We start from the raw sequence: 21,913 nt of genomic DNA on the forward strand, positions 1-21,913 counted from the left end.
GACCGCGGCGACATCGTCAATATCGCCAAGGCGATGCTGTTCGGCGGCTACGACACCGCCTCCAACATGATCGCGCTCGGCACCCTCGTGCTGCTGGAGCACCCCGATCAGCTCGCCGAACTCGCGGCCGATCCGTCGCTCATCCCCGGCGCGGTCGAGGAGCTGCTGCGCTACCTCAGCATCGCCGACTCGAGCCCGGCCCGGGTGACCACCCAGGACGTCGAGGTCGGCGGGCAGCTGATCCGCGCGGGCGAGGGCATCATCGTGCTGACCGGCTCGGCCAGCCGCGACGACGAGGCGTTCGCGGACGCCGACACCTTCGACATCCACCGCGACGCCCGCGGCCACTCCGCCTTCGGCCACGGCATCCACCAGTGCCCGGGCGCGAATGTGGTGCGGGTGGAGCTGGAGGTCGTCTTCGCCACGCTGCTGCGCCGGATTCCCGGTCTGCGACTGGCGGTTCCGATGGAGTCGCTGTCGTTCAAGAGCGGCACCCTCGTGCACGGCGTCAACGGCGAACTGCCGGTGACCTGGTAATGAATGGAGCTCGTGTGTCTACCCATAAGTTCAGCCGAAGGACCATGCTCGGTACGGCGGCGGTCGCCGCCGGAGCGGCCGCGGTCGTGCCGGGGGTGCTGGCACTGAACGCGTTGTCGCCCGGCGGTTCCGAGCCGAAGGCCGAGGCGATGCCGTTCCTGCTCTCCGCGCCGCCGTCGCTGACCGTGCGCGCGGACGCGCTGTATCCCGAAGGGGTGGCGTGGGATCCGACCCGGCAGGCCTTCCTGGTGAGTTCCACTGGGCGCGGGACGATCTCGATCGTCGGCGCGGACGGCGGGCTCACCCCGTTCATCACCGAGCCGGATCCTCGGGTGGTCTCCACCGTCGGCATGCAGGTCGATCTGGCGCGGCTGCGGCTGCTCGTGGCCTACCACGACTTCGGATTCGGCGCGCGGACCAAGCCGGAGACCGCGCTGAAATCCGCAGGCCTGCTCGTCTACGACCTGGTCAGCGGACGCCAGCTGGCGCTGGTCGATCTGGCGATCGGCGCGGGCCCGGTGTGGGCGGCCGACCGGATCGCGCTGGACCGCTCCGGCACCGCCTACGTCTGCGACCCGGCGGCGGGCGCGATCTACCGGGTCACCCCGGACTATCAGGCGTCGGTCGTGGTGCAGCACCCGCTGCTCGCGGCGAGCGCGCACGGGGCGGGCGTGGTCGGCATCGCGTTCGACGAGGCGCAGGGCGTCGTGCTCGGAATGAACTACAGCGCGGGCACTTTGGCGCGCGTTCCGGTCGCGGACCCCGCCGCCACGTCGCAGGTGCGGGTGGATCGTATGTTGCCCGGCTCGGACGGCATCACCATGACCCCCGACGGGCACCTGCTCGTGGTGTCGAATCACCTTGCGGCCCACGACGGCTCGGAGGCGGTGACCGAACTGGCCACGACCGACGGCTGGCTGTCGGCCAGAACCGTTGCCCGGCACGAGCCGTGGCCGATACCCTCACCCACCGATCTCACCGTCACCCCGTACGGCACCTACGTGCTCAGCGGCCGGGTGGACAGCCTGTTCGGCGGCGGGCCCGGCGCGACGGACTTCGTCCTGCACCGGATTTGATCGGCCCGCACGCCGCCGACGGAGGCGAATCATGTTCGAACTCAACGAGGTTCCCTCCGACGGGAACGACCTGCGCGGCGCCTTCGCCTGCTTCCCCAGCGGCGTGGTCGCGGTGTGCGCGGAGCTCGACGGGCTCCCGCTCGGTTTGACCGTCAGCACGTTCGTGCCGGTCTCGCTCGATCCGCCGCTGGTCTCGTTCTGCGTGCAGAACAGCTCGCGGACCTGGCCGCGCCTGGTCGCAGCGGGCCGTCTCGGGGTGAGCCTGCTCGGCACCGGTCAGCAGCGGACGGCGCGCGCGTTGGCCGCGCGCACCGGGGATCGCTTCCGCGACATCGACGTACACCGCGGCCACGGCGCCGCGGTGTTCATCGACGGCGCGTCGGCGTGGATCGAGGGGTCGATCGACGCCGAGGTGCCCGGCGGCGACCACACCGTCGTGCTGCTGCGCATCCATCGGCTCGCCACCCGCGCCGAGGTGGAGCCACTCGTGTTCCACGGCAGTCGTTTTCGCCGGCTGCACGCCTGAGAAAGCACTCGAGTCCGGCCGATGTGGCCGGACTCGAGTGCTTTTCGGCTGAGGGGCTATTTGCCGGCGTTGACCACCGCGCCGCCGTCGACCCGCAGCTGCGTGCCGGTGACGTAGCGCGACTCGTCGGAGGCGAGGAAGGTGACCGCGTGCGAGACGTCGATCGGCTGCACATAGGGGATCGGCATCGCCTGCACCATCGGGAAGACGGGCTCGGCGTCCTCGCGCTTCGGGTGCTCGAGATCGGGCCGGAAGACCTTGTACATGGCCTCGTTCTGCAGCATGTCGGTGTCCACATTGGTCGGGTGCACCGCGTTGATGCGGGTGCCCGACGGTGCGAGCACGGTGGCGAACCAGTTGACGTAGGCGGCCAGCGTGGTCTTGGCGAAGGCGTAACCCATGCCGCCGGGCCCCATCGCCCCGAGCGGGCCGTAGTGGGTGATCAGGCCGGCGGCCGAGCCGATGACGATGATCGAGCCGCCGTCGGCGAGGTGTGGCAGCGCCGCGTGCACGGTGTTCAGCATGCCGCTGAGGTTGACGTCGACGGTCTCGGTGAACGCGGCGACCGGGCGGCCCGCGCCGACCGGGCTGATGCCCGCGTTGGCGATCACGACGTCGAGCGCGCCGAGTTCACGCACGCCCTCGGTGAGCGCCGTGCGCAGCGCGGCGTAGTCGCGCACGTCGGCCTGCTTCGCCACGACCCGCCGGCCGGTCTTCTCGACCAGCCGCACGGTCTCCTCGAGGTCTTCGGCGGTGGCCAAGGGATATTCGACGATATCGATGTTTTCGCACAGGTCGATCGCGACGATATCGGCGCCCTCCTCCGCCAATCGCACGGCGTGGCTGCGTCCCTGCCCACGCGCCGCGCCGGTAATCGCGACCACTTTACCTTCCACTCGGCCCATGAGGTCCTCCGTTGCTGCGTCGAGAATACGGTGATGTACCGTTCTTTTTTACTCGTTCCGGCGTTGCGCGGGACCGCCCCGCGGCCCCCTAATCGGCGGCGGCGGTGCACATTTAGGGGCTCCCTTATCGATCGGCGGCGAATTCGCCCGGCCGACCCCTGATTTCGGGCTCCGGGCCGACGAAGTCTTGTTGTCCGGAAAAGACGAACGAATACTTGCTGTTATTCCCTCGCATTTGCGGCGCACGCGCTGGCGACACACCTCGGATGAAAGATAGCAAGCATGAGATTCGGACTGCTCTACCATCATCAGGTGCCGCGGCCCTGGTCGGCCGACAGCGACGAGCGCGTGCTGCGTGAGTCGCTGGAACAGGTCGAGCTGGCCGATCGGCTCGGCTTCGACTACGTCTGGGCGGCGGAGCATCACTTCCTCGACGAGTACGCGCATTCGTCGGCGCCGGAGGTGTTCCTGGCCGCGTCCGCCGCGCGGACCCGCCGAATTCGGTTGGCGCACGGGATCGTATCGCTGCCGCCCGCGGTCAACCATCCGGCGCGGGTGGCCGAGCGGCTGGCGACCCTGGACCTGATCTCCGGCGGCCGGGTCGATTTCGGCACCGGGCAGGGCAGCACGCAACACGAGCTCGGCGCGTTCGGCATCGACCGGGCGACCAAGCGCGAGCAGTGGCGCGAGGCCATCGACGTGGTGATCCGCATGCTCACCGAGGTGCCCTTCACCGGTCATCAGGGCAAGTGGCTCGACATGCCGCCGCGCAACGTCGTCCCGAAGCCCAAGCAGCAGCCGCACCCGCCGCTGTGGGTCGCGTGCAGCTCGGCGGACACCATCAACTCGGCGGCCCGGTACGGAATGGGCGCGCTCTCACTGGCTTTCGTGACGATCGAGGAGGCGCGCAAGTGGGTCGAGTCCTACTACGCGACCCTCGTCTCGGAGGAGTGCGTCCCGATCGGGCGCGCCGTCAACCCCAATTTCTCTGTCGTCATGCCGTTTCTGTGCCACGAGGACCAGGAGACCGCCTACGATCGCGGCCTCGACGGCGCGCACTTCTTCGCCTACGGTTTCGCCCACTACTACCTGCAGGGCGAACATCGGCCCGGCGTCACCGATCTCGCGGCCGAGCTGGCCCAGTACGGCGAGATGGCCGGATTCACAAGGCATTTGGACGACGCGACCAAGGCGCAGCTGCCGCCGGAGCTCGTCGCGCGGCTCGAGTCGCTGCGCCGGGGCATCGGCACACCGGACAAGCTGCGCGAGATGGTGCGCGCGTACGCGGACGCCGGCGTCGACCAGATCGTCTTCCAGGCGCAGACCGGCGCCACCTCGCACGAGCACATCTGTGAATCGCTGGAACTGTTCGCGCGCGAGGTCATGCCCGAATTCGTGGACGGCCGCGAGGAACGCGAACAAGCGAAAAGGGATCGGCTGGCGATACCGATCAAGGAGGCGTTGAGTCGGGTCGAAGTGCCGGCGAAGGACGTCTCCGACTATGTGATCCGCACCGATATGGAGCAGTTCCCGCCGACCCCGCCGACGGCAGGCTGACAACCCCTCGAGTTTTTAGGGGTGCACCGCCGGAGGCTAGGGGCCGGGCGATGTGGCGCGGGCCGCACGAGCCGGTTTTGAATACCACCGATGGTGTGCTCGAGTTTTCGCTCGCCGACAGGTGAGGAAGGTACAAACAATGTTGCTGAAATTCGGCGAGACGGCCACGATCAGTGGTGATCTCGCCTCCATTTGGGATACCGCGACGGACGTCGAACGCTGGTCCACCTGGGATCCGCACCTGCTCGGCTCCGGCTTCGAGGGCGAATTCGTGCCCGGCGCCCAGGGCTGGACCCGGCCGAAGGGCACGCCGAAGAACGCCAAGGGCCCGTTCAAGGTGACCGCGGTCGACCCGCAGCGCTCCTTCGCCACCGAATCCCCGATGCCGATGGGCAAGATGCTGATCGAGACCCGGTACGAGCCGGCCGGTCCCGGCCGGGTGAAGGTGAGCCGCGACGTCGAGCTGCACGGGGGCTTCGTCCCCTTCTTCTGGCTCGTCTTCTACCGGAAGATGCGCCGCGATCTGATGTCGACCTTCGTCGCGCTGGAGCGGGAGGCGCACCAGCGCGCGACGGAGGGCAAGGGCCGATGAGCCGCGCGCTGGTGCTCGGCGGCGGCATGGCGGGCATGCTGTCGGCGGCCGTGCTCGCCGAACACGTCGACGAGGTCGTCGTGCTGGAGTCCGATGTGTACCCGGCCGCGCCGGGCCCGCGCAAAGGGCTGCCGCAGGCTTACCAGAATCACATGCTGATGGGCGGCGGGGCGCAGGCCGTCGACCGCGTGCTGCCGGGCACCATCGACGCGCTGATCGCCGCTGGGGCGCACCGGCGTTCGATCGGCGACCGGTTTCTCATCCTGACCGCGGAGGGATGGTCCGAGCGGTTCCGGACCGAGCCGTTCGTGCTCAACAGCAGCAGGCATCTGGTGGATCACGTTGTGCGGCAACAGGTGCTGCGCGATCCGAAGATCATGGTGGAGGAGGGGGTCACGGTGACCGGCCTGCGCGGCGACCGTGACGCGATCACCGGCGTCGACGCCGACGGCGGCAGGCGCGGCTTCGACGCCGATTTCGTCGTCGACGCCACCGGCGCCAGATCCAAAGCGCCGCAGTGGCTCTCCGGACTCGGCCTGCCCATGGTCGAGGAGCAGTTCCTGGACGCGGGCCTGGCCTACGCCGGTCGCTGGTACGAACTGCCCGACGGCGCGGGCGCGGACTTCCCCGGCGTGCTGATCCAGGCGGAGCCCGCGACGGGCCGGCCGGGTCGCGGCGCGGCGCTGATGCCGAACGAGGACGGCCGCTGGATCGTCGCGCTGATGGGCACCCGGGGCGCGCATCCGCCGCACGACGAGCGCGGCTTCCTGGAATACGCGCTGTCGCTTCGTCATCCGATCATCGGCAACATCCTGTCCGCCGCACGCCCGCTCGGCACGATCCGTTCGTCCCGCGCCACCGCGAACCGGCGGCGGTTCTTCGAGCGGATGCGCCTGCCCGCCAACTTCGTGGCGATCGGCGACGCCGTGACCGTGGTCAGCCCGAACTACGCGACCGGGATGTCGGTCGCCGCGCTCGGCGCGCTCGCCCTGCGTGAGCGGCTGGCGCGCACCGGCCTCGGCCGCGGCTCGGTGGCCAAGGCGCAGACCGCGATCGCCAAGGCGGGCGCCCTGCCATGGCAGATGGCGCTCGGCAACGATCGCTGGTTCCCCGGCGTCGAGACGAACGTGCGGATGGAGCGGCTGTTCGGTATGGACCTGTCCGGCGTGCTCGGGCCGTTCCAGCAGCGGATGACCGCGCGCTGGCAGCGGACCGCCGCGTCGAACTTCGCCATGTCGCGGGTGACGCACGAGATGACCGCGCTCACCGGCTCGCCCGCGCAGATGATGAGCCCGCGGCTGATGTGGTCGCTGATCCGCGGCCCGCAGCGGCCGCCGCTCACCGCGCCCGCCGCGATCGCGCAGTTCCCCGAGTTCGGTGAGCTGCCGTACCCGTCCGCCGCGGATCTGCCCGTCGAGAGGGCGAGATGACCACGGCCACAAAGCATTTGACCGTGCTCGGCGCCGGCGTGATGGGCACGAGCATCACCACGCTCGCGCTCGGGCACGGTGTCGGCGTCGAGCTGGTGGACATCGACGCCGGCAAACTGGACAACGCCCGCACGGCGATCGCCGCCCAGCTCAGGATGGCGCAGCTGATGGACGCGTTGCCCGCGGACGTGCCGCGCGGCGAACTCGTCACCGGCACCAGCCCGCTGGGCGCGGCGGACGCGGTCGCGGTGATCGAGGCGATCACCGAGGACGCGGATCGCAAAGCCAAGGTCTTGGCCGAGGTCGCCGCCGCCGTCCGGCCCGGCACGCCGTTGATCACCAACACCTCGTCGATTCCGATCGCCGAGCTGGCCACGGCGGTGCCGCGCCCCGACGAACTGATCGGCACACACTTCATGAACCCGCCGTACCTGATCACCACGGTCGAGGTGATCAGGGGACCGCTGACCGACGACCGCACGCTGGCCGCGGTGACCGCCCTGCTGCACCGAATCGGGAGGCAGGCCATCGTGGTCCGGGACGCTCCCGGCTTCGTGACCAGCCGCGTCCTGCATCCGATGATCAACGACGCCATCCGGATCGTGCACGAGGGCACCGCCTCCGCCGAGGACGTGGACGCGCTCATGTGCGGCTGCCTCGGGCACCCCACCGGTCCGCTGCGCACGGCCGACCTCATCGGCCTCGACAATCTCGCCGACTCGCTGTGGGTGCTGCTGGAGCGGACCGGCGACGAGGGCTGCCGTCCGTGCCCGCTGCTGGTGGACATGGTCGCGCGCGGCGATCTCGGCCGTAAGACCGGCCGCGGCTTTTTTCACTACGAGGAGACGTTGCAATGACCGCATCCGCTGTCCCCGCCCCGACGACCGACGACGACGTCGAACGGTCGCTGCTGGCGTTCCTGGAGAAGAAGACCAAGACGTCGTGGGAGGTCGATCGCGACCTGTTCGCGGTCGGCGGGCTGTCGTCGCTGTTCGCGATGGAGCTGGTCGTGCACCTCGAGCAGAGCTTCGCCATCGCGATCGGCGGGCCGGATCTCAAGCTGGACAACTTCCGCACCGTGCGCGCCATGATCGCGCTGGTCGCCAGACTCCGTGCGCCCGACGGTGAGTAGCCCGATCGAACCGGCCGAGCTCGCCGCCGAGCTGCTCGGCGACGACGCCGAAACCTGGGATCTGGCGTGCGCGCTGCCGCGCGACCTGCTGGTGGATCTCGGTAAGCGCGGGCTGTTGTGCGCCGAAGTCCCCACGCGCTACGGCGGTCTCGGCCTCAGCAGCGAACACAACGGCGAGCTGACCGCGCGGGTCGGCGCGGTGTGCAGCTCCGCGCGCAGCGTGCTGACCTCACAGGGCATGGCCGCCTGGACGATTCAGCGTCTCGGCAGCCGCGACCAGCGCGCCGCGTACCTGCCCCTGCTGACCGGCGGGGGACTGGCCGCGGTCGGGTTCAGCGAAACCGGCGCGGGCAGCGACCTTTCCGCGCTGACGACGTCGTTCACCGCGCGCGGGGACTCCCTCGTCGTCGACGGCGCGAAGGTGTGGGTCACCGCCGCCGCCTACGCCGATCACCTGGTGATCTTCGGTCGCTACGGCGACGGCGCCGCGGCGGCCGTGATACCGGCGTCCGCGCCGGGCGTGACGATCGAGCGCGTGCCGCATCCGCTCGGGTGCCGGGCCGCGGGCCACGCGAACATCACCCTCGACGCGGTGCGGGTGCCCGCCGCCGCGGTGCTCGGCGGCGGCGGGCTCTCGCTGCCGCTAGTGGTCACCGCGGCGCTGTCCTACGGGCGCATGTCGGTCGCCTGGGGGTGCGTCGGCATCCTGCGCGCGTGCCTCGCCGCGGTGACCGAACACGCCTCTGTCCGAGAGCAATTCGGCAAACCGATCGGTGAGCATCAGCTGGTCGCCGGGCACGTGGCCGGGCTGGTCGCCGCCGAGCAGATCGCCACCCGGGTGTGCGAGCACGCGAGCCGCTGCTGGGACAGCGGCTCCCCTGAGATGGTGACCGCGACCGTGCTGGCCAAGTACGTCAGCTCCGAGCAGGCCGCGCGCGGGGCCGCGACCGCGGTGCAGGTACTCGCCTCGGCGGGGGCGCACGACGGACACGTCGTCGCCCGCGCCTATCGCGACGCGAAGCTCATGGAGATCATCGAGGGCAGCAGCGAGCTCTGCCGGCTCATGCTCGCCCGTTCGGCCCTGGGGCCCGGTAGGGAGAACAAGCCGTGAACGCGACACTGAAGTGCCTGGTGTGGGACCTGGACAACACGCTGTGGCGGGGCACCTTGTCCGAGGGCGACGAGGTGACGGTGCCCGACGCCGTCCGCGCCGTGCTGCACGAGCTCGACACCCGCGGCATCCTGCACGCCGTGGCCAGCAAGAACGACCACGATCACGCGTGGGCCCGGCTCGAAGCGCTCGGCCTGGCGGAGTATTTCGTGCTGCCGCAGATCAATTGGGGTCCGAAGTCGGAGTCGGTGCGCCGGATCGCCGAGCGACTCGACTTTGCGCACGGCGCCATGGCGTTCATCGACGACCAGCCGACCGAGCGCGCCGAGGTGCGCTACCACCTTCCGGATGTCAGATGTTATGCGGCCGAACAGCTTTCCGAGCTGACCCGGCTGCCGGAGTTCACCCCCCGGGTGTCCACCGTCGACTCGCGGCGGCGCAGGCAGATGTATCAGGCCGGTTTCGAGCGCGACGCCGAGCGTGCGGGCTACGCCGGGCCGGACGAGGACTTCCTGCGCTCGCTCGAACTGGAGATGCGGATCGGGCGCGCGACCGACGAGGAGCTCAGCAGGGCCGAGGAGCTCACGCTGCGCACCAGCCAGATGAACGCCACCGGCGTGCATTACAGCGACGCCGACCTGCGCGCGCTGCTGGCCGACCCCACCCACGAGGTGCTGGTGATCAGCATGAGCGACCGGTTCGGGCCGCACGGCGCGGTCGGAATCCTCTTGCTGGACAAGGCCGCCGACGCGTGGCATGTGAAACTGCTCGCCACCTCGTGCCGGGTCGTCTCGTTCGGCGCGGGCGCGACCATTCTGCGCTGGCTGACCGACCGGGCCGCGCGGGCCAGGGTGCACCTGGTCGCCGACTTCCGGGCCACCGAGCGCAACCGGATGATGGAGATCGCCTACCGCTTCGCGGGTTTCGAGGACAGCCCCTGCGCCTGTCTGGCCACGCTCGCCCCGGCCGACAGTATTCAGCGCCTGCACCTGGTGCCCACCCGCCAACCCGAATCCAGCACCGTCCGGCTGATCGCCGCCGAACTCGGCGTGCCGACGCCGTCCCCGTGAGAAAGGACGACCATGGCGAACCAGCTCGACAGCACGCCGGGCCTGCTCGACTACGTGCGCGAGGTCTCGCTGCGCGACGACCCGATCCTGCGCGAATTACGCGGCGAGACAGCCGATCTACCGGGCGGGGTGGCGATGCAGGTGATGGCCGAGGAGGGCCAGCTGCTCGCCATGCTCGTCCGATTGACCGGCGCCGCACGGATACTCGAGATCGGCACCTTCACCGGGTACAGCACCCTGTGCATGGCTCGCGCGCTCCCCGCCGGCGGCAGGCTGATCACCTGTGACATCACCCACCGCTGGGCGGCCATCGCCGCGCCGTTCTGGCAGCGGGCCGAGGTCGCCGACCGCATCGAGTTGCGGATCGGCGACGCGGTCGACACGCTGGCCGCGCTGGTCGCCGAGGGCGGGCCGGGCAGCTTCGACCTCGCCTTCATCGACGCGGACAAGACGAACTACCCGGCCTACTACGAGCGATGCCTCGAGCTGGTCCGGCCGGGCGGGTTGATCGTCATCGACAACGCGCTGTTCTTCGGCCGGGTGGCCGATCCGGCGGCGCAGGACGCGGACACCGTCGCGGTGCGCGAACTCAACGCGGCCCTGTACGCCGATGAGCGAGTAGACCTCTCGCTGCTGGTGATGGCCGACGGCATCACCTTGCTCCGCAAGCGATGAGGGGCGGCCGACCCGGTAGGGGTTCGAATCCCGTTATAGGGGCGGTTGCGTGTAGTCAGCCGGGTCGCCGCCGACTTGAATAATGTTCGGTGGCAAGCGCTTTGGCTCTCGCGACCGGAATGAGCAGGTGTGCGTAGGGAGTCAGCGGTGAGCGATGAGCAGAAGTTGCTCGAGTATTTGAAGCGGACGCTCGGCGACCTCCGCGAGACCAAGCAGAAGCTGGCCGCGGCCACCGCCGCGGCGGGCGCCGATCCGATCGCGATCGTCGGCATGGGCTGCCGGTTCCCCGGCGGCGTAACGACTCCCGACGAATTGTGGCGGGTGGTCGCCGACGGGACGGACACCATCTCGGGTTTTCCGACCGACCGGGGCTGGGCACCCGACCTCTACCACCCCGAACCCGGCCGGCCGGGCAAGACCTACTCGCAGCAGGGCGGCTTCCTCTACGACGCCGCGGATTTCGACGCGGACCTGTTCGGCATCAGCCCGAACGAGGCCCGCGCGACCGATCCGCAGCAGCGGCTCCTGCTGCACACCGCGTGGGAGGCGCTCGAACGCGCCTGCATCGATCCGATGTCGTTGCGGGGCAGCGCCACCGGCGTGTTCGCCGGGGTGATGTACCACGACTACGCGTTGGGCGTCGAGGTGGGCGGCACCAGCGCGGGCAGCTTCGTCGCGGGCCGCCTCGCCTACACCCTCGGGCTCGAGGGGCCGGTCGCGACCGTGGACACGGCCTGCTCGTCGTCGCTGGTCTGCCTGCACCTGGCCGCGACGGCGCTGCGCCGCAACGAATGTGGGCTCGCGCTGATCGGCGGGGTCACGGTGATGGCCAACCCGGACATGTTCGTCTACTTCAGCACTCAGCGCGGCTTGGCGAGCGACGGACGCTGTAAGTCGTTCTCGGCCGACGCCGACGGCATGAGCTGCTCGGAAGGGGCCGCGGTGCTGGTGCTGGAGCGGCTCTCCGACGCGCGGCGCAACGGCCACCCCGTGCTGGCCTTGGTGGCGGGGTCGGCGGTGAACTCCGATGGGGCGTCTAATGGTTTGACCGCGCCGAACGGTCCGTCACAGCAGCGGGTGATCCGGCAAGCTCTGGCGGCGGCGGACTTGTCGGCCGCCGAGGTCGACGCGGTGGAGGCGCACGGCACCGGGACGAAGCTCGGCGATCCGATCGAGGCGCAGGCCTTGCTCGCCACCTACGGGCAGGACCGGCCCGCGGCGCGGCCGCTGTGGCTGGGATCGATCAAATCGAACATGGGGCACACACAGGCGGCGGCCGGGGCGGCGGGGATCATCAAGATGGTCATGGCCATGCGCCACGGTGTCTTACCCAAGACATTGCACGCGGAAGAGCCCACGCCGCAGGTGGATTGGGCGGCGGGCAATGTCCGGCTGCTGATCGAGGCGCGGCCGTGGCCGGCGGCGGATCGGCCGCGCCGGGCGGGGGTCTCCTCGTTCGGGCTGAGCGGCACCAATGCGCATGTGATCCTGGCGCAGGCGCCGGACACGGTTGTGCCGGAACGATCGTCGTGGCCGACCGGGGTTCCGGTGCCGTGGGTGATATCCGGCCGCGACGAGGCGGCGCTGGCGGCGCAGGCGCGGCGGCTGCGCGCACATCTGGACGAGCAGTCGGACCCGGTGGATGTGGCGTACACGCTGGCGACCGGGCGGGCCCACTTGCCGCACCGTGCGGTCGTCTTCGCCGACGACCGAGCTGCCCTGAGCGCCTTGGCCTCCGGTGCCGGGTCGGCGGGCGTCGTGCGGAATGTGGCTCGGGACGGGCGCACCGCGATGGTGTTCTCCGGCCAGGGCGCGCAGCGGCCGGGGATGGGCAGCGCTCTGTACGCGGCGTTTCCGGCGTTCGCCGCGGCCTTCGACGCGGTGACGACGGAACTCGACGCACACCTCGACCGGTCGTTGCGCGCGGTGCTGTGGGGAGCCGAGGAAGACCTGCTGAATCAGACGATGTGGGCGCAGGCGGGACTGTTCGCGGTCGAGGTCGCGCTGTTCCGACTGCTCGAATCCTGGGGCGTGCGGCCGGATTTCGTGCTCGGTCACTCGATCGGCGAGCTGACCGCGGCGCATGTGGCCGGAGCCGTGTCGCTGGCGGACGCGTCCCGATTGGTCGCGGCGCGGGGCCGGTTGATGCAGGCGCTGCCGGCCGGTGGCGTGATGGTCGCGGTCCAGGCCGACGAGGACGAGGTGACCGCGGATCTCGTGGACGGCGTGTGCCTGGCGGCGATCAACGCCCCTGGTTCGGTGGTGCTCTCCGGCGCGGCCGGCAAGGTGAGCGTGGTTGCCGAGCGCTGGGCGGCGGTGGGCCGCAGCACGACTCGGCTGCGGGTCTCGCACGCGTTCCACTCGGATCTGATGGAGCCGATGCTGGCCGAGTTCGCCGCCGTCGCCGAGGACATCACGTATCGCGCGCCCGAACTGACGGTGATCTCGAATCTGACGGGTCGGCCCGTCGACGCCTTCGATGGCAAGTACTGGGTGCGGCATGTGCGCGAGACCGTCCGCTTCGCCGACGGCGTGCGGTGGTCGGCGGCCGAGGGTGTGACCCGATTCGTCGAACTCGGTCCGGACGCGGTGCTGGCGAGCATGATTCGGCAGAGTCTGGACGAAGACGACGACGCGCTCGTGGTGCCGACGCTGCGTCGCGCGCAGTCCGAGACCGCGACCGTGGTCGCCGCCGTCGCCCATTTGCACGCGTCCGGTGCGCCCGTGAACTGGGCCGGGTTCTTCGCCGGATACGGCGCGCGCCCGATCGAGTTGCCCACCTACGCTTTTCAGAACGAGCGGTTTTGGCTGGTGTCCCGGTCGGGTGGCGCGGGGGTCGGCGAGGCGGGGCTCGACGGCACGGGGCATCCACTGGTCTCCACCGTGGTCGCGCTGCCAGACGATGAAGGCGTCGTTCTGACCGGCCGGATATCGGCCGATACCCAAGCCTGGCTCGGCGAGCATGCCGTCCTCGGCACCGCGGTGCTGCCCGGTGCCGCCCTCGCCGAAATCGCGTTGAGGGCCGCCGAGGAGCTCGGCTACGAGACGGTGCGCGATCTTTCGGTGCGCGACGCGCTGGTGCTGCCTGAGCGCGGCGGCATTGATCTGCGGGTCGTGATCGGCCGCGCGGAAGCGGGTGGTGCGCGGTCACTGCACATCTACTCGCGGTCTGGTGCGGCTTGGGCGGTGCACGCGGTCGGCGCGCTCGCGGGCGATTCCGCGCGGACGGCACCGGCAATGGTCGAATGGCCTTCCGGTGGTGCGCAATCCGTCGGTGTCGATGAGGTGCATGACTCCGTGCCGGGGAATCACTACGGACCCGCACTGCGTTGTCTGCGGACGGTACTGCGCCAAGGCGACGACCTCTTCGCCGAACTCGCGCTGCCCGACTCGGCGGACGCGTCCTTCGACATCCATCCCGCGCTTCTGGAGAGCGCGGTTCAATTGGCCCGGTTCGCCACCGGCGGCACAGCTTCTATGCCCGCGAGCTGGAGTGGGATCGCGAGGCACAGTGGGGGCGTGGTGTCGCGAGTGCGCGTCAGGCCAGCCGCCGAACACGGTGTGGCGGTGGCGTTCGCCGACGATGCCGGGCGGGTCGTGCTGTCGGTGGAGTCGCTGCGGTTGCGCGAGATGACTGCTGCGGACCTCAGTATCGGCACCGCGCCCGATCGCCTGTTCCGGCTGGAGTGGGTACCGGCACCGTCCGCATTTCCCACGACGGAAGTCGTCGCGGTCCTCGGCAGCGGGATCTCCGGGCTCGCGCTGCCGATATACCCGGACCTCGAGGCAGTGATCGAGGCGTCTCCGAGGCCGGAATACCTTCTGTATCAGGCTGTTCCGGGCGACGACCACCGCAGTCTCCTCTCGGCGGCGCTGAGCACGGTGCGATCCTGGCTGGCCGAGGATCGGCTCGCCGAGACGAAGCTCGTCGTCGTGACGTGGTACGCGACCGCGGTCCTCGTAGATCCAGACCAGGCGTCGGTCTGGGGTCTGGTGCGCGCCGCCCAGACCGAACATCCGGACCGAATCATCCTGCTGGACACGGACGATACGCTGACCTCCGCCGGATTGGCCGACGCGCTGGGCACAGGGGAGAGCGAAATCGCTCTGCGGGCAGGCACAATTCGCGTCCCGAGACTGGTGCCGACACCGCTAGGCGGCGAACCGGTCTCGCTGGCCATCGGCACCGTGCTGATCGCCGAGGGCACCCATGGTGCGGGCGCGGCCCTGGCCCGGCATGCGGCCTCCGCGTACGGCGCGCGCCGGCTGTTGCTGACCGGCCCGGCGAACCCCGAACTCACTGCGGAGCTGACCGCGCTCGGTGTCGAAACACGAAGCATGGACTGCGATCTCGCGAACCGCGATGACGTGGCGGCGCTGGTGGCGAGCGTACCCGCCGACCACCCGGTCACGGCCGTCCTGCACAACGCGACCGGCACGGACAACGCCATGTTCGAGACGATGTCGCAAGCACAACTCGACGCGGTCCTCCGCCCGCAGATCGACGGCGCGCTGAATCTCCAGGATTGCCTGCGCGATGCGCCGCTGACCAGGTTCGTCCTGCTCGGCTCGTCCACCGGCCTGCTGCACGCGATGGGCCAGGCGAATCGCGCGGCCGCGAGCACCTTCCTGCACGCGTTCGCCGAACACCGTCGCTCGCTCGGACTTCCGGCCACCGCCATCCTGCTCGGCCCCTGGGAACCGCTCGCCGACCCCGAGTCCACCCGCCGCATAACACAATTGGGCACGCCCGTACTGACCACCGACGACGGACTGCGCCTCATCGACGCCGCGCTCACCGTCGAGCAGCCCGCCGTCGTCGCGCTCGGCCTCGACCACGCCGTGCTGCGCGCGGCGACGGACGAACTGCCGCCCGTGTTGCGCGCGATCGTGCGGGTGCCGATCCGGGCCCGGCACACCGGCGATGCCGAACTGCGGCAACGACTGGCGGACCTGGCCTCGCCCGAACGCCTCCGCGTGCTGCTCGATCTCGTCCGCGCGGAGGTGGCGGCCGTGCTCGGCCACCCGTCCGCCGCGGCGATCGAACCGGACCGGGCCTTCCAGGAACTCGGCTTCGACTCGCTCGCCGCCGTCGAACTGCGCAAACGGCTCGGCCGCACCGCCGGACTGAAGCTGCCCGCGGCACTGGTCTTCGACTACCCGACGGCACGCGCGACGGCCGAGTATCTGGATGCGGCCCTAGCACCGGTCGCCGCCGATCCCGCGGGCCCGGTGCTGCACGCGGTCGATCGGCTGGCGGACCTGCTCGCGGGCGCGCTGCCCACGGACGTCGACCCGGCCAGGATCACCACCCGGCTGGAGGCGCTGCTGCGCGGGTGGCAGGACGCGCACGGCGACGCGCCGCCGGAACCGGTGCGGCAGTACGACGCCGCCTCCGACGACGAACTCTTCGCCGCCCTGGACAGCGAATTGGGCCTCGCCTGAACCGCTAGCCCACCGGCGCAACAACTTTCGGACGAGCAGGAACATCGATGGACACAGAAGGCAAGCTCAGGGAGTACCTCAAGCGCGCGACGACGGACCTACAGCAGACCAAGCAACGCCTGCGCCGCCTCGAGGCCGCGACCGCCGAGCCGATCGCCATCGTGGCCATGAGCTGCCGGTTCCCCGGCGGCGTCGGCTCGGCGGAGGAGCTGTGGGACTTGGTCGCCTCGGGCGCCGACGGCATCACCGAGTTCCCCGCGAACCGGGGTTGGGACGTGCAGAACATCTACGATCCCCGCCCGGCGACCCCCGGCCGCACCTATGCGAAGGAAGGCGGATTCCTGCACGACGCCGCCGAGTTCGACGCCGACTTCTTCCGGCTGAGCCCGCGCGAGGCCAGGGACACCGATCCGCAGCAGCGGCTGCTGCTGGAGTTGTCCTGGGAGGCCATCGAACTCGCCGGTATCGATCCGAACTCGCTGCGCGGCAGCCGCACCGGCGTGTTCGCCGGCGTGGTCTACCACGACTACTCCGCGAGCAGCGGGACCGGCGGACTGGCCAGCGTCGCCTCCGGCCGGGTGGCGTACACGCTCGGCCTCCAGGGGCCCGCGGTCACGGTCGACACCGCGTGCTCGTCCTCGCTGGTCGCGCTGCACTGGGCGATTCAGGCCCTGCGCTCCGGCGAGTGCACGCTGGCGCTGGCCGGCGGGGTGACGGTGATGGCGACGCCGGTGTCGTTCATCGGCTTCAGCCAGGAGCGCGGGCTCGCCCCGGACGGCCGGTGCAAGTCGTTCGCCGCGGCCGCCGACGGCACCGGCTGGGGCGAGGGTGCGGGAATGCTTCTGGTCGAACGGCTTTCGGACGCGCGCCGCCACGGTCATCCGGTGCTCGCGGTGGTGCGCGGCAGCGCGGTGAACTCCGACGGCGCGTCCAACGGGCTCACCGCGCCGAACGGCCTGTCGCAGCAGCGGGTGATCCGCGACGCGCTGGCCGCCGCGCGGCTGACCGCCGCCGACGTCGACGCGGTCGAGGCGCACGGCACCGGCACGGTGCTCGGCGACCCGATCGAGGCGCAGGCCCTGCTCGCCACCTACGGCCGGGACCGGCCCGCGGATCGCCCGCTGCTGCTCGGGTCGCTCAAATCCAATATCGGCCACACGCAGGCGGCCGCCGGCGTCGGCGGGATCATCAAGATGGTGCAGGCCATGCGCCACGGGATGCTCCCCAAGACGCTGCACGTCGACCGGCCGACCCCGCACGTGGACTGGCAGGCGGGCGCCGTCGCACTGCTCACCGAGCCGACGCCGTGGCCCGCCATCGATCGGCCGCGCCGCGCCGGGATCTCCTCGTTCGGCCTGAGCGGGACGAACGCGCACGTGCTCATCGAGGAGGCCCCCGCGGTAATCGAACCGGCGGACGAACCCGAGACCGGTCGCGTCACCGGATCGGTACTGGCGCTGCCGATTTCGGCGCGAGGTGCGAACGCCCTCGCCGCACAGGCGGCCAAGCTCGCCGACTTCCGCACCGAGCGCCCGGAACTCGACCTGCTCGACACGGCGTACTCACTGGCGACCACACGCGCCGCCCTGGACCACCGCGCCGTGCTGGTCGCCGCCGACCGCCCCGAGTTCGACCGTGCCCTGGGCACTTTCGCGCAGGGCGATCCGGCCGGAGTCCACACGGGCACGGTGCGCGCCGACGCGCGCACCGCGTTCCTGTTCACCGGCCAAGGCGCGCAACGCCTCGGCATGGGCAAGGAGCTGTACGGCGTCTTCCCGGCCTTCGCCCGCGCACTCGACGACGTGACCGAGGCGCTGGACAAGTGGCTCGACCGCGGCCTCCTCGACGTGCTGTGGGGCGACGACGAGGACCTGCTTCAGCAGACCGCCTACACCCAAGCCGGATTGTTCGCCATCGAGGTCGCGCTGTACCGGCTGCTCGAATCCTGGGGAGTGCGACCGGATTTCGTGGCCGGATACTCGATCGGCGAGCTGACGGCCGCACACGTCGCCGACGTCCTCTCCCTCGCCGACGCGGCGCGGCTCGTCGCCGCCCGCGGCAAACTGATGCAGGCCCTGCCCGGCGGCGGTGCGATGGCTGTCGTGCGCGCCACTGCGCAAGAAGTAAGTCCGCTGCTGACCGAACACGTCGCGTTGGCCGGGGTGAACGGGGCGTCCGTGGTGATCTCGGGGACCGAGGACGCCGTCACCGCGCTGGTCGCGCACTTCGCCGCGCAGGGCCGCAAGACGACGCGGCTGCGGGTCTCGCACGCCTTCCATTCGCCGCTCATGGACCCCATGCTCGCCGACTTCCACGAGGTCGCCGCCGGACTGACTTACCGCACAACGGCTTTCGCGATCGTGTCGACCCTGACCGGCAAGCTCGTGGACGCGACGGAGATCGGCACGCCAGAGCACTGGGTGCGGCATGTGCGCGAGGCGGTACGGTTCGGCGACGCCGTGCGCACCATGGCGGACGAGGGCGTCGCGACCTTTCTCGAACTCGGTCCCGACGCCGCGCTCACGCCCATGGGTCCGGACTGCCTGGAGCCCGACGCCGACGCGGTGTTCACCGCGGCGCTGCGCCGGAACCGAAGCGAGGAGCGCGAACTCGTGTCCGCCCTCGCGGCGCTGCACGCGCGCGGCGCGGCCACCGTGGACTGGACCGCCTTCTACGCCGATCGAGGTGCGCGCCGAATAGAGCTGCCCACCTACGCTTTTCAACGCCGCCACTATTGGGCGGCGAGTGCAACCGAGCCCGGCGCGGCGGATTCGTCCTTCTGGTCGGCCATCGACGCCGCGGACCCGGCCGCGCTCGCCGAACAACTACGGGTGGACGCCGCCGCGCTCGGCGCGGTGCTGCCCGCGCTCGCCGCCTGGCGCGACCGCGAACGCGATGCCGCACAGGTCGATTCGTGGCGGTACCGGATGACGTGGCAGCCGGTCGAGGGCGGGCAGGCCGTCGACCCCGTCGGCCAGCTGGTGGTCGTCGTTCCGGCCGGACCGCCGACCAACCTGTGGGTCACCGCCGCCTCCGACGCGCTCACCGATCTCGGCGCACGGCTCGTGCCGGTCGACGTCCTCGCCGACGATCGCGGCACATTGGCCGCCCGGTTCTGCGACGACACCGCGACGGCGACCGCCACGACGGTGATTTCCCTTCTCGCACTGGATGATCGGCCGCACCCGCGACACACTGCCCTGTCCGCCGGCACCGCCGCGACGGTCGTGCTCGCCCAAGCCCTCGCCGACGCGGGCGTGACCGCGCCGCTGTGGTGCGTGACCGCGGGCGCGGTCGCCGTCACCGACGACGCCGAGCTGACGAGCCCGGCGCAGTCCACGATCTGGGGCTTGGCTGCGGTGCTCGGCCTCGACCAGCCGAACTCGTGGGGCGGCGTGATCGACGTGATCGGCGCGCCGGACCCGGCCACGATCGATCGGCTGTGCCGCCTGCCCGCGACGGCCGGGCACGAGGACCGGCTGGCGATCCGCGGCGACCGGGTGTTCGCGCCGAGAATGGTCCGCGCGCCGAGCGCGCGGGCCGGGACGTGGACCGCGCGCGGCACCACGCTCATCACCGGCGGCACGGGCGGAGTAGGTGCGCATGTGGCCCGGCTGCTCGCCGCCGAGGGCGCGGAGCATCTGGTGCTCGCCGGACGGCGCGGTCGCGCCACCGCAGGCATCGACGCGCTGGCCGACGAACTGACCCAGCTCGGCACGCGCGTCACGGTGGCGGCCTGCGACGTCGCCGATCGTGCCGCGCTGCGCGAGCTGCTCGACACGCTGCCCGATCTCACCTCCGTCTTCCACGCGGCCGGGGTCGCGCAGCGCCTGGCGCCGCTGGCCGACCTGAGCCTCGAGGAGTTCGCCGAGGTCGGTCGTGCCAAGGTCGTCGGCGCGCGCAACCTGGACGAGCTGCTCGCCGACCGGCCGTTGGCCGCGTTCGTGCTGTTCTCCTCCGGCGCGGCGATCTGGGGCAGCGGCGAGCAGGCCGCCTACGCGGGCGCGAACGCGTTCCTCAATGGGCTTGCGGCACAGCGTCGCTCGCGCGGACGGGCGGCGACCGCCATCGCCTGGGGTTCCTGGGACGGCGGCATGGTCGACGCCGAACTCGGCGCGCTGCTGCGGCGCATCGGCGCGCCCGCGATGCCGCTGCGGCTGGCCGTCGAGGCGCTGCGCCGCGTGCTGCACGACGACGGCGGCGATATCGTCATCGCGGATTTCGACTGGGCCAGGTTCGTGCCGACCTACACGCTGGCGCGGCCGCGCCCGCTCCTGGACGGCCTGCCGGAAGTCCGCGAGCTGCTGGCCGAGGACCAGGCCGAAACCTCTTCCGCGACAGCATTCGTCGCACGGCTGGCCGAGATGACCGAGCCGGAGCGGGCCCGCGCCGTGCTCGATCTGGTGTGCGCGCAGGTGGCCGCCCTGCTCGGCTACGACGACGCCGCCGAACTCGACCAGACCCGGACCTTCCAGGATCTCGGCTTCGACTCGGTCGCCGCCGTCGACCTGCGGACCGGGCTGAGCGCGGCGACGGGCCGAAAACTGGCCAGCACCTTGATCTTCGACCATGCCACCCCGCTCGCGCTCGCCGACTACCTGCGCACCGAGCTGTGCGAGGACGACGATCCGGGAGCCGCCTCGGTGCTCGCCGATCTGGATCGCCTGGACGCGACCGTGCGGTCGCTGCCCCGCGCGGACGTGGCGCGCTGGAAGCTCACCCATCGCCTGCAGGCGCTGCTCACCGCCGCGACCGAGACCCTCGGCACGGCGGCGGACGACGCGGGCGCACAGCTGGCGACGGCGTCGGCGGACGACGTCTTCGCCTTCATCGACACGGAGCTCGGGCTCGGCTGAGCCCGCCCGCAGCACACGGACAACCACGAAAGACACGGTGGGACAGGGATGTCGGACGACGCGAAGCTCCTCGAGTACCTCAAGCGGGTGACCGCGGATCTACACCAGACCCGGCGACGGCTGCGCGCGGCCGAGGGCGGCGAGCGCGAGCCGATCGCGATCGTGGCCATGAGCTGCCGCTACCCCGGCGGCGTCGAGTCGCCGGAGGACCTGTGGGAGTTGGTCGCCGCCGGACGCGACGCGGTGACGCCGTTCCCGTCCGATCGCGGCTGGGATCTGGACCGGCTGCGCGCCGACGCGCCCGACCGGACCGGCGCCAGCTACGTGCGCGAGGGCGGATTCCTCACCGACCCAGCCGGTTTCGACCCCGCCTTCTTCGGCATGAGCCCGAAGGAGGCGCTCGGCACCGACCCGCAGCAGCGTCTCATGCTGGAGATCTGCTGGGAGGCGTTGGAGCGGGCGGGCATCGCGCCCGACTCGGTGCGCGGCGCGCAGATCGGCGTGTACGCCGGATCCGGCATCCAGGACTACGAGTACCTGCTCGACACCGTCCCCGAGGTGGCCGAGGCCTACCTCACCACCGGCAACTCGGCGGCGGTGATCTCCGGCCGGGTGGCCTACACGCTCGGCCTGGAGGGGCCCGCGATCAGCGTCGATACGGCGTGCTCATCGTCGCTGGTCGCGCTGCATCTGGCGTGCCAGGCGCTGCGCTCGGGGGAGTGCTCGATGGCGCTGGCCGGCGGGGTGATGGTGATGGCGACGCCGGGCCCGTTCATCGCGTTCAGCAAGCAGCGCGGGCTGGCGCCGGACGGCCGGTGCAAGCCGTTCTCCGACTCCGCCGACGGCACGGGCTGGTCGGAGGGCGCGGGAGTGCTTCTGCTGGAACGACTTTCGGACGCCCAGCGCAGCGGGCACCCGGTGCTGGCGGTGGTGGCGGGCTCGGCGGTGAACTCCGATGGGGCGTCGAACGGTTTGACCGCGCCGAGCGGTCCCGCGCAGCA

General features: G+C 71.0%; 15 protein-coding genes. 14 read left to right on the forward strand and 1 reads right to left on the reverse strand.

Features of this window, described 5'->3' with window-relative positions:
• The 3 genes from ON39_RS38140 to ON39_RS38150 all read left to right on the forward strand — a co-directional run.
• On the forward strand, positions 1 to 537 hold a 537-nt coding region (locus ON39_RS38140; protein ID WP_040741478.1), incomplete at its 5' end, for a cytochrome P450.
• A gap of 14 nt (positions 538 to 551) precedes the next feature.
• Positions 552 to 1,613, forward strand: coding sequence for an SMP-30/gluconolactonase/LRE family protein (locus ON39_RS38145; protein WP_146251000.1), 1,062 nt, complete (start codon positions 552 to 554; stop codon positions 1,611 to 1,613).
• Positions 1,614 to 1,644: 31 nt separating this feature from the next.
• Positions 1,645 to 2,139, forward strand: a complete 495-nt coding sequence (locus ON39_RS38150; protein WP_051187634.1) for a flavin reductase family protein — start codon at positions 1,645 to 1,647, stop codon at positions 2,137 to 2,139.
• A gap of 56 nt (positions 2,140 to 2,195) precedes the next feature.
• Here the strand turns inward: ON39_RS38150 and ON39_RS38155 are convergent, their stop codons facing one another.
• A complete protein-coding gene (locus tag ON39_RS38155; protein ID WP_040741480.1) occupies positions 2,196 to 3,044 on the reverse strand; it encodes a mycofactocin-coupled SDR family oxidoreductase in 849 nt (282 codons plus the stop codon).
• A gap of 282 nt (positions 3,045 to 3,326) precedes the next feature.
• Between ON39_RS38155 and ON39_RS38160 the strand changes: the two genes are divergently transcribed.
• The 11 genes from ON39_RS38160 to ON39_RS38210 form a co-directional block, all read left to right on the forward strand.
• Positions 3,327 to 4,601, forward strand: a complete 1,275-nt coding sequence (locus ON39_RS38160) for an LLM class flavin-dependent oxidoreductase (RefSeq protein ID WP_051187635.1) — start codon at positions 3,327 to 3,329, stop codon at positions 4,599 to 4,601.
• Positions 4,602 to 4,740: 139 nt separating this feature from the next.
• Positions 4,741 to 5,193, forward strand: coding sequence for an SRPBCC family protein (locus ON39_RS38165; protein ID WP_040741483.1), 453 nt, complete (start codon positions 4,741 to 4,743; stop codon positions 5,191 to 5,193).
• Entirely contained in the window at positions 5,190 to 6,623 is a 1,434-nt protein-coding gene (locus tag ON39_RS38170; protein WP_051187636.1) for an NAD(P)/FAD-dependent oxidoreductase, read from the forward strand. The genes ON39_RS38165 and ON39_RS38170 overlap by 4 nt, the downstream gene beginning before the upstream one ends.
• Positions 6,620 to 7,480: a 3-hydroxyacyl-CoA dehydrogenase family protein gene (locus tag ON39_RS38175; RefSeq protein ID WP_040741484.1), complete on the forward strand. Its 861-nt coding sequence runs from the start codon at positions 6,620 to 6,622 to the stop codon at positions 7,478 to 7,480. Before ON39_RS38170 ends, ON39_RS38175 begins: the two co-directional genes overlap by 4 nt.
• Complete coding sequence (locus ON39_RS38180) at positions 7,477 to 7,755, forward strand: acyl carrier protein (RefSeq protein ID WP_040741486.1); 279 nt, start codon at positions 7,477 to 7,479, stop codon at positions 7,753 to 7,755. Before ON39_RS38175 ends, ON39_RS38180 begins: the two co-directional genes overlap by 4 nt.
• Complete coding sequence (locus tag ON39_RS38185; protein ID WP_051187637.1) at positions 7,748 to 8,866, forward strand: acyl-CoA dehydrogenase family protein; 1,119 nt, start codon at positions 7,748 to 7,750, stop codon at positions 8,864 to 8,866. The genes ON39_RS38180 and ON39_RS38185 overlap by 8 nt, the downstream gene beginning before the upstream one ends.
• Positions 8,863 to 9,936 (forward strand): HAD-IIIC family phosphatase, encoded by a 1,074-nt coding sequence (locus tag ON39_RS38190; protein ID WP_040741487.1) that lies wholly within the window; start codon positions 8,863 to 8,865, stop codon positions 9,934 to 9,936. Before ON39_RS38185 ends, ON39_RS38190 begins: the two co-directional genes overlap by 4 nt.
• 12 nt (positions 9,937 to 9,948) lie before the next feature.
• The gene (locus ON39_RS38195; RefSeq protein ID WP_040741488.1) at positions 9,949 to 10,611 is read left to right on the forward strand and encodes a class I SAM-dependent methyltransferase; all 663 of its coding nucleotides are present in this window, start codon (positions 9,949 to 9,951) and stop codon (positions 10,609 to 10,611) included.
• Positions 10,612 to 10,758: 147 nt separating this feature from the next.
• On the forward strand, positions 10,759 to 16,056 hold the full coding sequence (locus tag ON39_RS38200) for a type I polyketide synthase (RefSeq protein WP_040741489.1): 5,298 nt from the start codon (positions 10,759 to 10,761) through the stop codon (positions 16,054 to 16,056).
• A 47-nt stretch (positions 16,057 to 16,103) separates the two neighbouring features.
• Entirely contained in the window at positions 16,104 to 20,912 is a 4,809-nt protein-coding gene (locus ON39_RS51225; RefSeq protein ID WP_040741490.1) for a type I polyketide synthase, read from the forward strand.
• Positions 20,913 to 20,960: 48 nt separating this feature from the next.
• The coding region (locus ON39_RS38210) for a beta-ketoacyl synthase N-terminal-like domain-containing protein (RefSeq protein ID WP_040741491.1) at positions 20,961 to 21,913 on the forward strand (953 nt) is incomplete at its 3' end.

This window comes from Nocardia tenerifensis NBRC 101015, assembly GCF_000308715.1.
Taxonomy (GTDB): domain Bacteria; phylum Actinomycetota; class Actinomycetes; order Mycobacteriales; family Mycobacteriaceae; genus Nocardia; species Nocardia tenerifensis.

What these genes read in the sequence shown, in the direction of transcription:
- ON39_RS38180 (WP_040741486.1), top strand. Translation starts at nt 7,477, where the DNA reads ATGACCGCATCCGCTGTCCCCGCCCCGACGACCGACGACGACGTCGAA.
- ON39_RS38165 (WP_040741483.1), top strand. Translation starts at nt 4,741, where the DNA reads ATGTTGCTGAAATTCGGCGAGACGGCCACGATCAGTGGTGATCTCGCC.
- ON39_RS38175 (WP_040741484.1), top strand. Translation starts at nt 6,620, where the DNA reads ATGACCACGGCCACAAAGCATTTGACCGTGCTCGGCGCCGGCGTGATG.
- ON39_RS38160 (WP_051187635.1), top strand. Translation starts at nt 3,327, where the DNA reads ATGAGATTCGGACTGCTCTACCATCATCAGGTGCCGCGGCCCTGGTCG.
- ON39_RS38170 (WP_051187636.1), top strand. Translation starts at nt 5,190, where the DNA reads ATGAGCCGCGCGCTGGTGCTCGGCGGCGGCATGGCGGGCATGCTGTCG.
- ON39_RS38150 (WP_051187634.1), top strand. Translation starts at nt 1,645, where the DNA reads ATGTTCGAACTCAACGAGGTTCCCTCCGACGGGAACGACCTGCGCGGC.
- ON39_RS38155 (WP_040741480.1), bottom strand. Translation starts at nt 3,044, where the DNA reads ATGGGCCGAGTGGAAGGTAAAGTGGTCGCGATTACCGGCGCGGCGCGT.
- ON39_RS51225 (WP_040741490.1), top strand. Translation starts at nt 16,104, where the DNA reads ATGGACACAGAAGGCAAGCTCAGGGAGTACCTCAAGCGCGCGACGACG.
- ON39_RS38195 (WP_040741488.1), top strand. Translation starts at nt 9,949, where the DNA reads ATGGCGAACCAGCTCGACAGCACGCCGGGCCTGCTCGACTACGTGCGC.